Genomic DNA, 18,325 nt, shown 5'->3' with positions numbered 1-18,325 from the left:
TATAGTATTATTTGTCGTGAATTATATATAACAAAATATATTTTATGGATCTATAAAGGAGAATGTAATGAATACTTCTATCGATATACAACACTTGTGTGATCTTGCACATAAAGCATTTAATGCCCCTTTACATATTTTATCTGCAGACAGAAAAATTTTATATCATTCTACATCTGATAATGTTTGTAGTCCTTTTTATTCTTCAAAAGAAGAACATCTTAGTGATATTTATCAAGAAAACGATCCCTGTAACTTGCCACTTTTTCGAAGCAACAACTATCTTGAAAATTTTGTTCTAATTCATATAGAAAATCATGATGATATTAAAGGGACTATTATAATCGGTCCTACTATACATTCAAAAGATTCAGATGATATGATCATAAAATTTCAGAAAGAATTTAAATCAAATGATAACATTCAAGAAAGACTTGCCTATTATCAGTGTTTATCTGAGATTAAAAAAACTACATTAATTGATATGGGAATTTTATTACATTACATGATTTTCAATGAAAAGTTAGATGTAGATATTGTCTTGGAAAAAAATAAAGTACTAGAGGAAACTCCTAATAAAAATGTGAAACCTGATTTATATATTTTAAAACGTCGACAAAACAAACCTAAAACGCACAATATGGCATTAGTAAATGATTTCTTTTCGACTATCAAAGAAGGAAATAAAAAAAAGTTAATACAGTATATGTATGCGGTTTCGCAAGAAGATGTTGAACTTATGCTAGTAGAGGATCCGCTCAGGAATCAAAAAAACCTTGGAATTATTGCGATTACCTTAGCCACTCGATATGCAATAGAAGGAAATCTGCCACCAGATATTGCTTTTGCCCATAGTATTTTATATATACAAACCCTAGAACAATTAGATAATGTAGAATCTGTAAAGCGATTATCAGGGGACGCTTTACGTACCTTTGCAGATCGTGTGAAAGAATACAATGCAAAAAAGTATTCTTACGCGGTTACTACATGTATAAAACATATTAATAAAAATGTTTACGATGGAATATCTCTGAATGAACTTGCTAATCATTTAGAAATTACGCCTACTTATCTGTCTAAACTATTTAAAAAAGAAATGGGAATTACTTTAAGTGAATATATTCAAAGGGAACGAGTGGAAGAAGCAAAGAAATTATTAACACTCACTACTTATTCGTTATCAGATATCTGTGCTTGGCTTAACTTTAATGACCAAAGTTATTTTATAAGAGTTTTCAAAAAAATAACTAGCATGACTCCTAGGCAGTACCGTGAAAAATATACAATAATATAAGTTTGTTATCTACTGTCTCCAATGTAAAGACTTAAACATGGGTGTAAGTATCCCAAAAGATGAAAATACTGAACTTATTACGCTAGAAAGAGTTTGTGATTTGTCTAGAAAAAGAACTTGTATTCAAATAGACGTATGAGATTAACCTGATATTATCTTGTTAGCGGAACAGTTTCAATTTTTAGGAGTTAGAAAAATAATGGAGAAGCAAAGTTTATCTATTTTTTTAATAGCAATCAGGTGCTGAATTTATCGGTATAGTTCTAAATCAGATAAACTAGTCTGACGTCAGCTCAAACAAATAGCTCTTGAAGACTTTATAAACACATATGTGAGCAAAAGCTCAATGGAAATCTTTGTACCATATTGTTAATTTGAAAAAATACATTAACCGTTATTTTGCTAAAGGAAATAAAAAGACAGAAGGCTGCAAAGTGTTCCATGGAAGCTTTGCAGCTTTTTTGTAATTTAAAACCTATGTTTATAACGATGACAAGTTTATAGACTAATATCTTCACACTAGATATTTGTTAATAATGATATTAGAATGTTATGTAAAAAAATCAATAATATAACATATATTACTAAATATATCTACATGTTATGCAATTATGCATAACTAAATAAAGGTAAAAAAGTATAAAAAGACCTATTATATTATTCTATAAGTATTTTTTCTAAAATAAAATTTCTCGGTTGAGCTAAAATAGTTATTTTTAACCGTATACACATTAATTTGTAATCATTACAATTACAGAAATGAAATTTACGAATAACTATATTCATATAATTTTTTTCGGTTCATATTTTTATTTAACAGTAAATTATCGAGCATAATCGACAAAATTTTTCTATTTACGCATTAAAAATTTAATGTTTTAATGAACAACATAACTGGTATGACCAGACAGAAAGGAGAAGGTTACGATAATAGGAATTATAGTGAAGTTGTAAGTAACATTATGTCGTTGACAATTTTCTAAATAGTCAATTTATTCACAAAAGGTCAAGAATCAAATTGGTAATAAACGTGTTCTAAGTTTCTGCATAACAAAAGTGAAGTTATTCCGCAATAAAAGTATAAGCGATGTACAGTATAATTTCACCTTTTGTTGTCTAGTAAGGAGTTTGCTGACAAAACTAAGAGGGATATTATCAAATTGAAATTAAACAATGTTATGACAGGATTAACTGTAAGCATTGGTTTATTGATCCTCACGATTCTGTAAGTTAAACCGCAAATTTAGGAAAGAATTAATAATTTACTACTCATAGGGTGCCTGATTCAAATATAGTTAATAAATTTTTGTTATTTATATTTTAAAAAATAGAGTATCGAAATGAGAGATAAATAAAATCCTTACATCCTATTAGAAGTAAAAAACAACGTTATTAACGTATCTGAAAGATTTCTCCTTCTTATCCAGTTTACAAAGAGAGCGGTCGTACAAGTTATATGAATTAAGTTATAAAAACAATGGTAAAGGAGTGTACGGAATGAAAACTAAAATAATGACAGGATTTTTAATAACATCCATTGTAACTGGAGCAACTATTCCTATCAATACTCTCGCAACACCAATCGTTCAAGCAGAAACTCAACAAGAAAACATGGATATTTCTTCATCATTACGAAAATTAGGTGCGCAATCTAAATTAATTCAAACGTATATTGATCAATCTTTAATGAGTCCTAATGTACAGCTAGAGGAAGTCCCAGCTTTAAATACCAATCAATTCCTAATCAAACAAGATATGAAGGAATGGTCATCGGAACTCTATCCACAGTTAATTCTATTAAATTCAAAAAGTAAAGGATTTGTAACAAAATTTAATAGTTATTACCCGACATTAAAATCGTTTGTAGACAATAAAGAAGATAGAGAAGGGTTTTCGGATAGACTTGAAGTACTTCAAGAAATGGCTATGACGAATCAAGAAAATGCGCAACGACAAATCAATGAATTAACAGATCTTAAATTACAGCTTGATAAAAAATTAAAAGATTTTGATACTAATGTGGCAACTGCGCAAGGCATACTAAGTACAGATGGGACAGGAAAAATAGATCAGTTAAAAAATGAAATATTAAATACCAAAAAAGCAATTCAAAATGATTTACAGCAAATTGCATTAATACCAGGGGCTTTAAATGAACAGGGATTTGCTATATTCAAAGAAGTTTATAGTCTTTCAAAAGAAATTATTGAACCAGCTGCTCAAGCAGGGGTGGCAGCGTATAACAAAGGAAAAGAAATTAACAACTCTATTCTAGAAGCTGAGAAAAAAGCAGTGCAAGAAGCAACAGAGCAAGGTAAAACTGCTCTAGAGATTGAATCAGCAAAAAAAGCAGCTCGTGAAGCAATTGAGAAAAGCAAACAAGGTGAAATAGCAGCCGCAGCCGCAGCAAAAACACAAGAGTATGACCTGATGAAGGTCATTGATACCGAAAAGATTAAGAAAACATTTGGCGTTTTTGCTGAAGTAAATAAATTAACAGCAGAACAGCGAGCATATTTAGATGATTTAGAGAAACAAAATCAAAAAATATATGATTTAACAACGAAATTATCAATAGCTGATTTACAAAAATCAATGCTTCTTCTTACACAAAATGATTTGCATACGTTTGCAAATCAAGTAGATGTAGAACTTGATCTACTAAAGCGCTATAAAGAAGATTTAAATCTAATAAAAAATAGCATTACAAAATTATCTACTAATGTTGATACAACTAACGAGCAGTCTCAAAAAGATACATTAAGACAATTAAAAAATGTAATAAGTTACCTTGAAGAACAAGTATATAAATTTTAATATTGCGTTTTTCGGGAATTCATAAAGATTATAAGCATTTAGCGAAAGAAGGAGAATAGTCATGAAAAAATTTCCATTCAAAGTACTAACTTTAGCTACATTAGCAACAGTTATAACTGCTACTACCGGTAACACTATTCATGCATTTGCACAAGAAACGACCGCTCAAGAACAAAAAGTAGGCAATTATGCATTAGGCCCCGAAGGACTGAAGAAAGCATTAGCTGAAACAGGGTCTCATATTCTAGTAATGGATTTATACGCAAAAACAATGATTAAGCAACCAAATGTAAATTTATCTAATATCGATTTAGGCTCAGAGGGGGGAGAGTTGCTCAAAAATATTCACCTTAATCAAGAGCTGTCACGAATCAATGCGAATTACTGGTTAGATACAGCGAAGCCACAGATTCAAAAAACTGCTCGTAATATTGTAAATTACGATGAACAATTTCAAAATTATTACGACACATTAGTAGAAACTGTACAAAAGAAAGATAAGGCAGGTCTAAAAGAGGGTATAAATGATTTAATTACTACAATCAATACAAATTCAAAAGAAGTTACAGATGTGATTAAGATGCTACAAGACTTCAAAGGGAAACTATATCAAAATTCTACAGATTTTAAAAATAATGTTGGTGGTCCGGATGGGAAAGGTGGATTAACTGCAATATTAGCAGGTCAACAGGCAACGATTCCACAACTTCAAGCTGAAATTGAGCAACTTCGTTCTACTCAGAAAAAACATTTTGATGATGTATTAGCATGGTCAATTGGTGGTGGATTGGGAGCAGCTATTTTAGTTATTGCAGCTATTGGAGGAGCGGTAGTTATTGTTGTAACTGGCGGTACAGCAACACCGGCTGTTGTTGGTGGACTCTCGGCTCTTGGTGCAGCTGGTATCGGTCTAGGAACAGCGGCTGGTGTCACAGCATCTAAGCATATGGACTCCTATAATGAAATTTCTAACAAAATCGGAGAATTAAGTATGAAAGCAGATCGTGCTAATCAAGCAGTTCTTTCGCTTACTAACGCGAAAGAAACATTGGCATATCTATATCAGACTGTAGATCAAGCGATATTGTCTCTAACAAATATTCAAAAGCAATGGAATACAATGGGTGCAAATTATACAGATTTATTGGATAATATCGATTCTATGCAAGACCACAAATTCTCTTTAATACCAGATGATTTAAAAGCCGCTAAAGAAAGTTGGAATGATATTCATAAAGATGCAGAATTCATTTCAAAAGATATTGCTTTTAAACAGGAGTAGAACTGAAATTTAAAACCTAAATTGGAGGAAAATGAAATGATAAAAAAAATCCCTTACAAATTACTCGCTGTATCGACGTTATTAACTATTACAACTGCTAATGTAGTTTCACCAGTAACAACTTTTGCAAGTGAAATTGAACAAACGAACAATGAAGATACAGCACTTTCTGCAAATGAAGCGAGAATGAAAGAGACCTTGCAAAAGGCTGGATTATTTGCAAAATCTATGAATGCCTATTCTTATATGTTAATTAAGAATCCTGATGTGAATTTTGAGGGAATTACCATTAATGGGTATGTAGATTTACCTGGTAGAATCGTACAAGATCAAAAGAATGCAAGGGCACATGCCGTTACTTGGGATACGAAAGTAAAAAAACAGCTTTTAGATACATTGAATGGTATTGTTGAATACGATACAACATTTGATAATTATTATGAAACAATGATAGAGGCGATTAATACAGGGGATGGAGAAACTTTAAAAGAAGGGATTACAGATTTACGAGGTGAAATTCAACAAAATCAAAAGTATGCACAACAACTAATAGAAGAATTAACTAAATTAAGAGACTCTATTGGACACGATGTTAGAGCATTTGGAAGTAATAAAGAGCTCTTGCAGTCAATTTTAAAAAATCAAGGTGCAGATGTTGATGCCGATCAAAAGCGTCTAGAAGAAGTATTAGGATCAGTAAACTATTATAAACAATTAGAATCTGATGGGTTTAATGTAATGAAGGGTGCTATTTTGGGTCTACCAATAATTGGCGGTATCATAGTGGGAGTAGCAAGGGATAATTTAGGTAAGTTAGAGCCTTTATTAGCAGAATTACGTCAGACCGTGGATTATAAAGTAACCTTAAATCGTGTAGTTGGAGTTGCTTACAGTAATATTAATGAAATGCACAAGGCGCTTGATGATGCTATTAACGCTCTTACTTATATGTCCACACAGTGGCATGATTTAGATTCTCAATATTCGGGCGTTCTAGGGCATATTGAGAATGCAGCTCAAAAAGCCGATCAAAATAAATTTAAATTCTTAAAACCTAATTTAAATGCAGCGAAAGACAGTTGGAAAACATTACGAACAGATGCTGTTACATTAAAAGAAGGAATAAAGGAATTAAAAGTGGAAACTGTTACTCCACAAAAATAGGGAAATATTAATTCTGTTGTAAAGTGAACTAAAACATAGAAAGTCTATGATTACACTGTTAAACAGAAAAGTAATAATTAATAAATCCTTATATAACAGAAAGGCGGAGTCTCATTAAAGACTTCGCCTTTCAATTATATATAAGTATGATTCGAATAAAAAATAACCTTGTAGTTTAATTGCTTTTTTAAAATTTGCAACAGAATCGGTTAATTTGAAGCAGATTATATACATTTTCTTTAATACTTAATGATTTGAAGGCTGCTAAAGAAAGTTCAAACGATACTGATAAAAGATGTAGAACTCATTTTGAAAGACATCGCTTTTTAATAAGATTAGAACTTGAAACCATACCTTATATAGGAGGAATACGAAATGATGAAAAAAATCCCTCATAAACTACTCGCTGTATCAGCATTTTTAACTATAACAACTACTTATGCAGTCATACCACTAGAAACTTTTGCAATTGAAATTGAACAAACGAACACTGAAAATATGTCTTTTTCAGCAAATGAAGAACAGATGAAAAAAGCTTTGCAAGATGCTGGTTTATTTGCAAAAGCTATGAATGAATATTCTTATTTGCTAATTAATAATCCAGATGTGAGTTTTGAAGGAATAACTATTAATGGAAATGCAGATTTACCTAGTAAAATTGTACAAGATCAAAAGAATGCAAGAGCACATGCTGTTACATGGAATACACAAGTAAAAAAACAGCTTTTTGATACATTGACAGGCATTATAGAATACGATACAAAATTTGAAAATTATTATGAAACATTAGTAGAGGCGATCAATACTGGAAATGGAGATACTTTAAAAAAAGGGATTACAGATTTACAGGGAGGAATTCAACAAAATCAAAAGTCTGCAAAAGCATTAAAAGAAGAATTAATTCAATTAAAAAATGCTATTGGAGAAGATGTTAGAACATTTGGAAGTCATAAAGAGACATTGCAATCGATTTTAAAAAACCAAGGTGCTGATGTGGAGGCTGACCAAAAGCGTCTAGAGGACCTTTTAGGACAAGTAAAATATCAGAAAGACATAGAATCTAAGGGCTTAGACATGGTTAAAATCCCCTTTATTCCAACCTTGATTGCTGGTGGCATAATGATAGGTGATGCAAGAGGTAAGTTAGGTTGGCTAGAACCTGAATTAGCAAAATTGCGTCAGACTGTAGATTATAAAATAACATTGAATCGTGTAGTTGGAGTTGCATTTCATAATATTAGTGATATGCATAGTATGCTTGATAGTGCTATCACTGCTCTTACTTATATGTCTACGCAATGGGAGGATTTAGATTCTCAATATTCGGGTGTACTGGGACATATTGATAAAGCTGTTCAAAAAGCTGATCAAAATAAATATAAATTCTTAACCCCTAGCTTGAATGCAGCGAAAAACAGTTGGAAAACATTAAAAACAGATGTTGTCACTTTGCAAGAAGGGATAAAAATTGCAGAGAAAAAAGAACAGGATTTTTTGAATCAGCTTCGTCCATCAAACGTTTTCTACTTTTATAAAAAAATTCATAACGCATACACTTTTGAAATAAAGACTGGAATAAATGCGCCAAATGCGTCTTATAAAGTTATGAATTTAACTAAAAACACTGTTCATAATATGTGGAGTGGAGGGGCTAATACTAACATGTGGGCTGATTGGCTTTCATTTAATCCAAATGATGAATTTGCGGTAGTAGCAGTAGTGGATGGTAAAGAATATGTTGTGTATAAAGACAAAGTACAAAATATAATGAACCGAATCTGAAAGTAACGAAGTAATTGGAGCTGGACAATAAACTAGACAACAAGTTAATTGAAAAATCTCCTTATATCCTAGAATATTTTGCTCAAGAAAAAGAATTTGTTCAGCGAAAAAGTAAATATTGAACCAAGGAGTTAGTTGTCTTATGTGTATGGTTTTACCGAAAGGTTTCAAGTACATTACTCATACAATTATGTAGTTATCTTGAAGCATCTACAGGTGTTCTTATCGACCTTGAAGAACTACTTAGCTTCCTAAGTTGAGTGATTTTATGCAAAATTAAGTGAACGTTTTTGTACATAGATTAGTTGACATTTATATAGTTTTTTTCCATTTTTAAAGATAGTTTTGTTTTTTATGTTATTTTTCAAAAATTACTGCTGAAATTTCTATATTCATCACTCAGCATATAATCATTGTTTGATGAAATGACATACCACGTCCCTTAGAGTTTCAGACATATTACGATAAATTAAAGAAAAAAGATAATAGTAGTCAACGGTTACTATTATCTTTTTTGAACTATTTTTCATTAAAATATCTCATCTGCTGTGCTCCGTATTTACTTTTCTAGATTTTATCCTAGTTTAAAATTTATGCATTTGAACTGTTTATACAATTTGTAGGATTTTTAGCTTTTTTGTCGAATACACTTAATGCAAGGAGGGACATTACATGATTATTAAAGATTATTTCATCAACCTTTCTATTTTTTCTTTATTAGTTAGCGCAGCAATATTTATTCAAGTGTTTACAATTAATTCTAGTCGATATTTTGAAAAGCTCTATGGAGGGATTATTGCAGTTACGTTAATGTTCTTTTCTTTTCCATACATGGGATTTTCCTACGATCTTCGAGTTGTTCCTCTTATTCTATCTTTTATTTACTTTGGTCGTATTGCTGGTTGGATTACGTTAATTAGCATAATTGTAATGCGTATCTTTTACACAGGAGGGTACTGGGAACCTCCTGTGATTGCTTATTTAGGTATGGGGATTCTATTTTCTACCTTTAAAACTTATTTTAAAAAACTACATCCTTTTAAAAGTGCATCGTTATATTTTTCTGTTTTTATTGGAATAAAGTGGTTAGTTGGCGTATTATTTAATACTACATTACTTTACACAGGAGGCTTATTATATATAGCGTTAGGACTTTTAATTGGGCTATTTCTTATGGAAGCCTACCAGAGATTGTATTATTTAACACAGGACTTATCTAAAATGAATCGAGAATTAAAAAAATCGAAGCAAGAACTTGCAGATACCGTACATGAGCTTCAAGGAGGAATTTTTAAATTTAAAAAAGTGGGTAAGCACTTTATACACACTTTATGTGATGGACAGTTTTATTATCAAAACGGATTTTATTCTGAACAGGTGGTAGGAAAAAGCTTACGTACTATTGATGCTTCTATTGTTCCTCCACATTTAGTTCCACAATTGATGAAGTACTATCTTCAGGCATGGGAAGGAAAAGAAATTATATTTGAATTACCTTGGCCAAATGATAAAACTATTATTCTTATTGCGCTTAGGCCGATTAAACGAAATGGACAAGTTATTGAAGTTGTTGGTTCTACAGTTGATATAACCGAAAGGAAAAAGGTAGAATCAGAATTAAGCGCTACCAAAGAATTATTGGAATCATTTATAAAGCACAATCTAGATGCTATTACCATTTCTGATCGAGAAGGGCATATTTTACAAGCGAATAAAGCTTATGAAAAGATATTTGGGTGGTCATCACAAGAAATCATAGGTAAGAGATTACCTTGTGTACCAGATTTTTTAATGGAAGAATCGCTTAAAAATATTCAGAAAATTCTAACAGGTGAATCTGTGGTTACTAGATTAGAAACTGTTAGACAAAGGAGCGATGGGAGTCTTCTTGATGTCAGTCTGACAGTTTCTCCTATACTAGATGTAAGAGGAAATGTGATAGCTTTATCAGCAATATGTAGAGACATCTCTGAAAGAAAACAAGCAGAAAGAGAACGACATCGATTACACCAGCAATTAAGAGATAGTGAAATGAAGTACCGTGCACTAATTGAACAAGCAACTGATGCGGTATATGTAGTAGAGCTGAATGAAGATAATGCTCCAAGTCGATTTATTGAGGTAAACCCTGTTGGGTGTAGAAGATTTGGATATAGTAGAGAAGAGTTGCTCTCATTATCATTTTCAAATGTAGTACCACAAGATTCTCAAATAATCGTAAGGTTATTAGAAAAAATTAAAAAGGGACAAACTTCCTTCACTTTGCAAGATGAATATGTTTTTCCAACAGGAAAAGTAATAACAACTGAGTTTAGTGTTCGTGTTTTTAACTTAAATGGTAAAAAAGTTTTCCTAAGTATTTCTCGTGATATCACTGAACGGCTAAAAACAGAAGAATTATTACGAAAATCTGAAAAACTTGCTGTTGTAGGACAATTAGCGACTGTAATGGCTCATGAGATTAATAATCCATTAACTGCAATGAAAGGGTTCATGCAATTACTAAAATCAACGGAAAATGAAAATAATCAAGGTTATATAAATATAGTATCATCAGAGATTGAGCGTATAGAGAGTATTACAACTGAATTTATGGCGGTAGCCAAACCACAGGTGGTAAAAATAAAACCTAATGATATTAGTGTGCTAATGGATCAAGTTTTAATGCTACTACAACCTCAAGCAATGATGAATAATATAAAAATTAGAATCGATCTTAACCCTGGTATTCCATTGATTTCATGTGAAGGAAATCAATTAAAGCAAGTATTTGTTAATATATTAAAAAATGCAATTGAATCTATGCCGATGGGAGGAGAAATTCTCATTCAATTAAATATACTTGATAATAATCAATTAAGTATTCGTTTTATCGATCAAGGGTGTGGGATTCCAAAAGAACGTATACCATACCTTGGAGAACCTTTTTATAGTATTAAAGAAGAGGGGATTGGCTTAGGGTTAATGATCTGTTATAAAATCATTGAAACACATCAGGGAAAGGTATTTATTGAGAGTGAAGTGAATAAGGGAACTACAGTTGAAGTCACTCTCCCTATTTGTACACTTCAAAATTAATATGTTCTTTTACTGAAATTTTTTAAGAAACCATACAGAATGTAATGATAATGTTACTTAATGAAATAATAAAGAGAAGAACACTGGTAAATGTACCCTATAGAATAGACACTTGAAAAAGCCTGTTATAAAAACATCCTTTCTTTAGAACCAAAAGAAAGGATGTTTTTAATATTGTAATTTTTCTTGGGGATATTTAAAATTTTTACTTTTAATACATTTTTTAACTAATTTTGGTTAAGTTAGTTAAAAAGGCATTATTTTTAATGAGCATATTGACATATAAAAATCCCTCATTTTTAAAATAGAAATTTCTAAAAACTATATATAGGTTCTTTTTGAAAGGAAGGGTATTATCAATTGAAACCACATGAAAAAGTACCTGTTCACTCTATAAAATCTTTGCAGGAATTAATGCAATTACTAAAAAAATCTAAAGATTTTATAACGTTGGAGATCGCTTCAAACAAATCCTCTATAGTCATTTCATATTTTAGAACCTTAATCGATGTAAATATATTTCATGAAGAGGTTTTAACTTATATAAAAGAGAAGAGCTGCGATTCATTACAAGATATTCGGTCTGTCTTACCCTTTGAAAATTCAAAAATAACAAATCAAATTGAAGATATTCAGGATAGTATTTTAAATGGCTATATACTTATTCAGTTCGATACAGATAAACTAAATTGTTTGTTAGTAAATGTGTCAAAGAAAGAAAAAAGGGATATTACAAAAGCTGAAATTGAATACAATATTGTGGGTCCGCAAATCGCATTTGTCGAAGATTTAGATGTAAATTTAAATTTAGTACGTAGAAAGCTCCCAACACCTTATTTACAAATGAAGGAATTGAAAGTAGGCTCTCTCTCTAACACAACTGTTGCGATTGTATTTATTGAGGGAATTGTAAATGATCAAAATCTACAAGAAATTATAAAAAGGGTAAGTCAAATAAAAACAGACCATGTTTTGGATAGTACTTATTTGATGCAGTTAATTGCAGACAACCCAAATTCTATATTCCCTCAATTTTTGAATACAGAACGTCCGGACCGTGTGGCAGCTGTATTAGCAGAAGGGAAAATTGCACTTTTTGTAGATGGCTCGCCTTATGCCATCACTCTTCCAACAACATTAATTGATTTTTTTTCTACGACAGAAGATTACACCATGCCTTGGATTATAGCCTCTTTTTTTCGTCTATTAAGGCTTTTTGCTTTTATATTTTCTGTCTTAACGACGCCATTATATGTCTCGATCTTAACATATCATTACGAGCTTATCCCAAAAGAACTTCTTGAAACGTTAATCATATCGAGAAGTAAAGTACCTTTTCCTCCATTAATTGAAGCACTTTTTTTAGAAATAACGATTGAATTACTGAGAGAAGCAGGGGCACGTTTACCAACTAAAGTGGGTTTAACTGTCGGTATCGTAGGTGGTATTGTAATTGGACAAGCATCGGTAGAAGCAAGTCTTACAAGTAACGTACTTATTATCATTGTTGCACTTTCAGCTCTTAGTTCATTTACAGCACCAATATATCGAATTGGTAATACAATTCGAGTAATTCGTTTTCCTTTTATAATATCTGCACACCTATTGGGCTTATTAGGAATTGTTTTAACAAGTTCTTTCCTTTTAGTACGCTTATTACGTACAGAATCATTAAGACGTCCTTATTTGTTCCCTTTTTATCCTACACGTCCTACAGATTGGAAAGACAGCATTATACGTATGCCAATCTCAGCGATGTTTCGACGTCCTATTTTTTCAAGGTCTAAACAGCGTTTTCGCTTTAATCCAGAAGAGGTAGAGAAAAATAAAATCATATCACGAAATGATTTTGATGATTGAATTTAACAGGGAGGAGCATTATGAAACAGATCCCAATTGAGTATCAAGTCTCGCCATATATGGTATTTTTTTTAATTATTACTATACAGTTGGGAGTTGGTATGCTTGGTTTTGAAAGGATTAGTGCAAAATTAGTTGGAAATGATGCGTGGATTAGCACGCTACTTTTTGGAATATCTGTTAATGTTATGATTTGGATCATATATCAGATTTTAAATCAGGGTAATGGAGACATCATTGCAATCAATCAAAACGTACTTGGAAAATGGATTGGTGGATTGCTCAACTTCATTTTTTTATCCTATATTGTATTGTTAGGTGCAACAACACTACATACTTATATCGAAGTAGTACATGTTTGGATGTTTCCTTCAATTTCATCTTGGGTTATAGCAGGGGCTTTTTTGGGTCTATGTTATTACATTGTTACTGGAGGATTTCGTGTAGTTGCCGGAATCGGCTTCTTTGGAATCGTTATCCCAAGCATTCTAATCTTCACATTTTTTTATCCTTTGCAGTATGCAGATTTCCAGAATTTATTTCCAATTGCACAGCATTCATTCCTAGAAATTATGAAAGGAATGAAAGGAAATATGTTTAGTTTTTTTGGATTTGAAATGTTATTGCTGTACTACCCATTTATTAAAAAGGCAAAAACGTCTCAAAAATATGCGCACTATGCAAATTTAGTAACGACTATTGTCTACACATACCTTATGATTTTAACTCTTGCATTTTTTAGTGAAAAACAACTAGCGAGTGCGATATGGGCATATTTAAGCATGATTAAAATTATACAATTTCCCTTTATAGAGCGGTTTGAATACATTATTGTTTCTGTTTGGGCTTTTTTTATATTACCCAATGTTTCCTTTACATTATGGGGAGTAAGTCGTGGTATAAAAGAGGCACTGGGAATAAAGCAAAAATATGTTTTGCCAGTTATCATCCTATTCATCTTTGTTTTATCATTTTTCTTGAATAATCGTAATAAAATTAACTTATTAAATACTTGGACAGGTCAAATGGGCTTTGTATATATATATGTATACCTACCTGTACTATGGCTAATTCAAACGGTCAAAATAAAGTTAAGGAGATAAACATGAAGCGATGGATACTTTTCCTTATATTAAGTGTCTTCTTAATAGGTTGTGCTAAAACGAAAATTGTGGATGACATTGACTTAGTTCAAGTTGCGGCATATGATACCGAAGCAGAAGGTAAGCTAAAAGGAACCTTTGCGATTTCAGCTTATAAAGGAGGCGGGGAAGGTGAAACAAAAATCTATTCAGCATCAGGCCAGACTGGTAGAGAAGTTCTTGCAAGAGCATCCGAAAAATCTTCTGGACCTCTAGAGTTGGGGCAATTGCGTGTTATTATATTTAATGAAAAAATAATTGAAAAGGGAATGCAGGAAATTTTAGAGACTTTGAACCGAAATCCTAGTGTAGGAAATGCAATTTATTTAGCAATTACAAATGTAAAAGGGGAATCACTATTAAAGGGGAACTATTCTAAAGAAAAAGAAATTGCTTCCTATCTATCCTCTTTACTGGAGCAAAATATGGACAATGGAACGCAGCCCAAAACAAATTTTTTTATGTTTTTAAACCAACTTAATGATGATGCGAGAGATTCCTATTTACCGATAATATCTAAAAAAGGTAACGTGTTGGAGTTAGATGGAATAGCACTTTTTAAAAGATGTAAAATGGTTGATAAAGTGAACCCTAAAGATTTATTTGTATTTAAATTGTTGACAGATAATTTTAAACAAGGTACATACCAATTCAAACTACCTGGTTCTTCAAATACTTACGCTACGATAGAGAATATAAAAGCTAGAACAAAATATAAGATGGAGGGGAATAGTAAGCATCCATTCGTAAATGCTCATATTCAAGTTAAAGCTGAAATTCAAGAATTTACAAAAACAAAAAATCTAGATAATCCTAAAGAAATAAAAAAATTAGAAAAAATTATGGAAAAAGAAATAGAAAAAAAGCAACTACATTGATAAAGAGATTTATTAAAAAAGACACAGATCCTATAGGACTTAGAAAGCTTGGTAGAACTCACGTAAGAAAATGGAACAGTCAAGAATGGGAAGAATCCTATAAAGATTTACGTTTTCGTGTAACAGCTGATGTAAAAGTAACCCAATCTGGTGTCACAGAATAAATCAAATAAGATATGGGAAATTTTAATAAAAAATATAGTCTCGCAGGAGATTAGGGAGAAGAGAAACGATTAACAAAGAATTTCATAAACATTAAGATGCTTTGTTAATCGTTTTTATACCTGTAGCTTTATCACTTATAGTAATCATAATTATAATAAAAGAACAACGAAACAAATTCCCGATACCACATAATTATAAGAGGACAATAAAGCATCAAGATATAATGTATGCTTTGTCTGGAAAAAAGAATTAAGTACTTCAAGGTTAAATACTTAACTTTAAAATAGTAAATTCGTTGCTTGTAGCACTTCAACTAGACTGTGTCCCCGAAAGTTAGAAAGGTCGGTTTGTTAAGTAGCCTCTAGGGAATGAGCCTAGTACAATACCGGATTCATTCCCTTTTATTTTTCCTTGATTCTTTCATGATTATAGTACTTTATATACTTTGCTAATTCTTGTTTGAATTCTGTTATACTTTCAAATTCTCTCGATACAGAAATAGACATACAAAAACGCCATTCTTTCTTATAAATCTACAGAAAGAATGGCGTATTCTTCGAACGTGAGTTCCTTTATTGAAAAGCTTTAGTTCTATATGACAGATAAAAGGGCAAGCAATGCTAAAATAGCGAGAAGTCCTTGTTTCATGATAATTGATTTATTGGATGTGAGACCTCCGAAAATAGCTGCTACCCCACACAAATGATGAAAAATAATTGAATCATATAACCAATGGGATTGTTTCCAAGTATAAGTCTCCAAATGAGGCCAACTGCTAAGAATCCATTATATAAACCGTTTACAAATTAATTGTCTAAGTATTTCTAAGTTTAAAGAGTGCAGTGTCTTCGTTTTTTATTGAATTAACTTTTACATGTTGGTTCAATATTTTCTATTCTCTTGGAACTTAGTTCTCGTTTACTTCTCACAAAAGCAATAAAATCTATTATCTCTTCTGTTGACAGTGCTTCTCCATCTACTAAAAGTGTTGCATCTGGATCGTTTAGGAGTCTTGTAATATCAATTACATCTTTGTTTTGATGTGAATGTTCAATTCGACCTAATATATAATCTACAGATGTATCAAATAAATCGGCTATTTTAGATAAAGATTGTAATGAAGGTAATCTATAACCATTTTCATAACCAGCATAGGTGCTTTTCGCAATCCCAAGTCGATCTGCTGTCTCTTGTAAGGACCATTTTTGATTTTTTCTTAATTTAGATAAACGTTCCAGCATTCGTCTCATACCCCATCTAATTTTATTAAATTAATTATAGCATAGAAAAAGAATCAAGAATAGAAAAAAAGTACGCGTATTGAATACAAAATCTTGATTAATTCAAATTAAGTTCTATAATGATAAATATAAATACGCATTACGCGAACGATATATCGTTGTTTATTTTATGGAGGGGTTGTGTATGAAGAAAATTTTATTACTTGCAACTGGTGGGACAATTGCATCTGTGGAGGGGAATGAGGGGCTTGTTCCAGGATTGTCTGCTGAGGAATTATTGAATTATTTTTCGAAGTCTTCTCGAAACTTAGAAATAGATTGCAAAATCTTAATGAATATTGATAGTACCAATATGCAACCTGAGCACTGGAAAGAAATAGCTAATGCTGTTTTTAATCACTATGATGACTATGACGGGTTTGTGATTACACATGGAACGGATACGTTAGCTTATACATCTTCCGCGTTATCTTATATGCTGCAAGGTTTAAGAAAACCAGTTGTTTTAACAGGCTCACAAGTACCTATTAGTTTTAAAAAGACAGATGCAAAGAAAAATGTAGCTGATGCTCTTAGATTTGCCTGTGAGGATGTTGGCGGTGTGTTTATTGTTTTTGATAGTAGGGTGATTATTGGGACGAGAGCAGTTAAAATGCGAACAAAAAGTTATGATGCATTTGAAAGTGTGAATTATCCATATGTTGCTGAGGTAAATGAAGATGAAGTGAAATATCATTGGAAGCCAACGTCCCCCCATAATGAACTTTCAATAAATACTAATTTATGTACGGATGTTTTTCTTATGAAATTGTATCCAGGTACAAAGCCAGAGATATTTGATTGCTTAAAAGATTTGTATAAAGGAATTATTATTGAAAGTTTTGGAAACGGTGGATTACCTTTTGAAGGAAGGAACTTGCTTTCGAAAATTCAAGAGTTGACTGAAATGGGGATTGCTGTAGTGATTACTACTCAATGCCTGGAAGAAGGAGAAGACATACTTCTCTATGAAGTAGGACGGAAAGTGGCACAACATCAAGTAATATTGTCTGGAGATATGAATACGGAAGCCATCATAGCAAAATTGATGTGGGCGCTTGGGAAAACTAATAAATTAGAAGAGATTAAAAAAATTATTGAAGAGCCTTTAGTCTACGATTTAACAATAAAATCTGATAAGGATTGGTAATGACTTCATATGATTTATTTAGGTTTTACATTTAATATGGGGGAGAAATTAAAATGGCAATGACAAACAAGAATATGCGAGTAGAGAATGATTTTTTGGGAGGAAAGGAATTACCTATTGAGGCATATTACGGAATTCAGACTTTACGCGCTGTTGAAAATTTCCCGATTACAGGGTATAAAATTCATGAAAGTTTAATTAGAGCGTTCGCAATTGTAAAAAAAGCAGCAGCGCTTGCGAATACAGATGTAGGAAGATTGGAATTGAACAAGGGTGGCGCGATCGCAGAAGCTGCTCAAGAAATTCTTGATGGAAAATGGCACGATCATTTCATCGTCGATCCAATCCAAGGCGGAGCAGGTACTTCAATGAACATGAATGCAAATGAAGTCATTGCCAATCGTGCTCTTGAATTATTAGGAATGGAAAA

11 protein-coding genes and 5 pseudogenes are annotated in these 18,325 nt (G+C 31.8%); 13 read left to right on the top strand and 3 right to left on the bottom strand.

All coding sequences use genetic code 11. The features are described 5' to 3' along the window. Positions 1-67: 67 nt before the first annotated feature. From QO049_RS21470 to QO049_RS21420, 11 genes and pseudogenes are all read left to right on the top strand, one after another. Positions 68-1,297 (top strand): helix-turn-helix domain-containing protein, encoded by a 1,230-nt coding sequence (locus tag QO049_RS21470; protein WP_246960422.1) that lies wholly within the window; start codon positions 68-70, stop codon positions 1,295-1,297. 1,497 nt (positions 1,298-2,794) lie between these two features. Next, positions 2,795-4,114 (top strand): hemolytic enterotoxin HBL lytic component L2, encoded by a 1,320-nt coding sequence (gene hblC / locus QO049_RS21465; protein ID WP_098091245.1) that lies wholly within the window; start codon positions 2,795-2,797, stop codon positions 4,112-4,114. 61 nt (positions 4,115-4,175) lie between these two features. Next, positions 4,176-5,396: a hemolytic enterotoxin HBL lytic component L1 gene (gene hblD / locus QO049_RS21460; RefSeq protein WP_000714435.1), complete on the top strand. Its 1,221-nt coding sequence runs from the start codon at positions 4,176-4,178 to the stop codon at positions 5,394-5,396. 36 nt (positions 5,397-5,432) lie between these two features. Continuing rightward, a complete protein-coding gene (hblA, locus tag QO049_RS21455; RefSeq protein WP_061655838.1) occupies positions 5,433-6,560 on the top strand; it encodes a hemolysin BL binding component B in 1,128 nt (375 codons plus the stop codon). 375 nt (positions 6,561-6,935) lie between these two features. After that, positions 6,936-8,342, top strand: a complete 1,407-nt coding sequence (gene hblB, locus QO049_RS21450; RefSeq protein WP_246960418.1) for a hemolysin BL regulatory component HblB — start codon at positions 6,936-6,938, stop codon at positions 8,340-8,342. Between the two features lie 14 nt (positions 8,343-8,356). After that, positions 8,357-8,584: pseudogene (locus QO049_RS21445) on the top strand (hypothetical protein); the annotation flags it as partial. A gap of 430 nt (positions 8,585-9,014) precedes the next feature. Then, entirely contained in the window at positions 9,015-11,420 is a 2,406-nt protein-coding gene (locus tag QO049_RS21440) for a PAS domain S-box protein (RefSeq protein ID WP_097998414.1), read from the top strand. Between the two features lie 360 nt (positions 11,421-11,780). Further along, complete coding sequence (locus QO049_RS21435) at positions 11,781-13,280, top strand: spore germination protein (protein ID WP_000802290.1); 1,500 nt, start codon at positions 11,781-11,783, stop codon at positions 13,278-13,280. Positions 13,281-13,300: 20 nt separating this feature from the next. Then, positions 13,301-14,383 carry a GerAB/ArcD/ProY family transporter gene (locus QO049_RS21430; RefSeq protein ID WP_098208564.1) on the top strand — a complete coding sequence of 361 codons (1,083 nt, stop codon included), beginning with the start codon at positions 13,301-13,303 and terminating at the stop codon, positions 14,381-14,383. Between the two features lie 2 nt (positions 14,384-14,385). Continuing rightward, positions 14,386-15,464, top strand: a pseudogene (locus QO049_RS21425) (Ger(x)C family spore germination protein). Between the two features lie 146 nt (positions 15,465-15,610). Continuing rightward, positions 15,611-15,741: pseudogene (locus QO049_RS21420) on the top strand (excinuclease ABC subunit C); the annotation flags it as partial. 125 nt (positions 15,742-15,866) lie between these two features. Here QO049_RS21420 and QO049_RS21415 read toward each other — a convergent pair. From QO049_RS21415 to ansR, 3 genes and pseudogenes are all read right to left on the bottom strand, one after another. Beyond that, a pseudogene (locus tag QO049_RS21415) lies at positions 15,867-15,953 on the bottom strand (IS3 family transposase); the annotation flags it as partial. 103 nt (positions 15,954-16,056) lie between these two features. Beyond that, positions 16,057-16,262, bottom strand: a pseudogene (locus QO049_RS21410) (DUF1304 domain-containing protein); the annotation flags it as partial. A gap of 66 nt (positions 16,263-16,328) precedes the next feature. Continuing rightward, positions 16,329-16,706, bottom strand: coding sequence for an HTH-type transcriptional regulator AnsR (gene ansR / locus QO049_RS21405; RefSeq protein WP_000893567.1), 378 nt, complete (start codon positions 16,704-16,706; stop codon positions 16,329-16,331). Positions 16,707-16,890: 184 nt separating this feature from the next. On the opposite strand from ansR, the gene ansA reads away from it, so the two are divergent. Both ansA and QO049_RS21395 read left to right on the top strand, forming a co-directional pair. Further along, a complete protein-coding gene (ansA, locus tag QO049_RS21400; RefSeq protein ID WP_000722296.1) occupies positions 16,891-17,895 on the top strand; it encodes an asparaginase in 1,005 nt (334 codons plus the stop codon). 53 nt (positions 17,896-17,948) lie between these two features. After that, positions 17,949-18,325 (top strand): lyase family protein (locus tag QO049_RS21395; RefSeq protein ID WP_139848009.1); only part of this gene is annotated, 377 nt, incomplete at its 3' end.

The organism is Bacillus sp. RB3 (genome assembly GCF_030164735.1).
In the GTDB taxonomy this organism is placed as follows: domain Bacteria; phylum Bacillota; class Bacilli; order Bacillales; family Bacillaceae_G; genus Bacillus_A; species Bacillus_A cereus.
The sequence above is the reverse complement of the archived record's forward strand: the minus strand, read 5'-3'. Positions and strand labels throughout refer to the sequence as shown.

What these genes read in the sequence shown, in the direction of transcription:
- QO049_RS21470 (WP_246960422.1), top strand. Translation starts at nt 68, where the DNA reads ATGAATACTTCTATCGATATACAACACTTGTGTGATCTTGCACATAAA.
- hblC (WP_098091245.1), top strand. Translation starts at nt 2,795, where the DNA reads ATGAAAACTAAAATAATGACAGGATTTTTAATAACATCCATTGTAACT.
- hblD (WP_000714435.1), top strand. Translation starts at nt 4,176, where the DNA reads ATGAAAAAATTTCCATTCAAAGTACTAACTTTAGCTACATTAGCAACA.
- hblA (WP_061655838.1), top strand. Translation starts at nt 5,433, where the DNA reads ATGATAAAAAAAATCCCTTACAAATTACTCGCTGTATCGACGTTATTA.
- hblB (WP_246960418.1), top strand. Translation starts at nt 6,936, where the DNA reads ATGATGAAAAAAATCCCTCATAAACTACTCGCTGTATCAGCATTTTTA.
- QO049_RS21440 (WP_097998414.1), top strand. Translation starts at nt 9,015, where the DNA reads ATGATTATTAAAGATTATTTCATCAACCTTTCTATTTTTTCTTTATTA.
- QO049_RS21430 (WP_098208564.1), top strand. Translation starts at nt 13,301, where the DNA reads ATGAAACAGATCCCAATTGAGTATCAAGTCTCGCCATATATGGTATTT.
- ansR (WP_000893567.1), bottom strand. Translation starts at nt 16,706, where the DNA reads ATGCTGGAACGTTTATCTAAATTAAGAAAAAATCAAAAATGGTCCTTA.
- ansA (WP_000722296.1), top strand. Translation starts at nt 16,891, where the DNA reads ATGAAGAAAATTTTATTACTTGCAACTGGTGGGACAATTGCATCTGTG.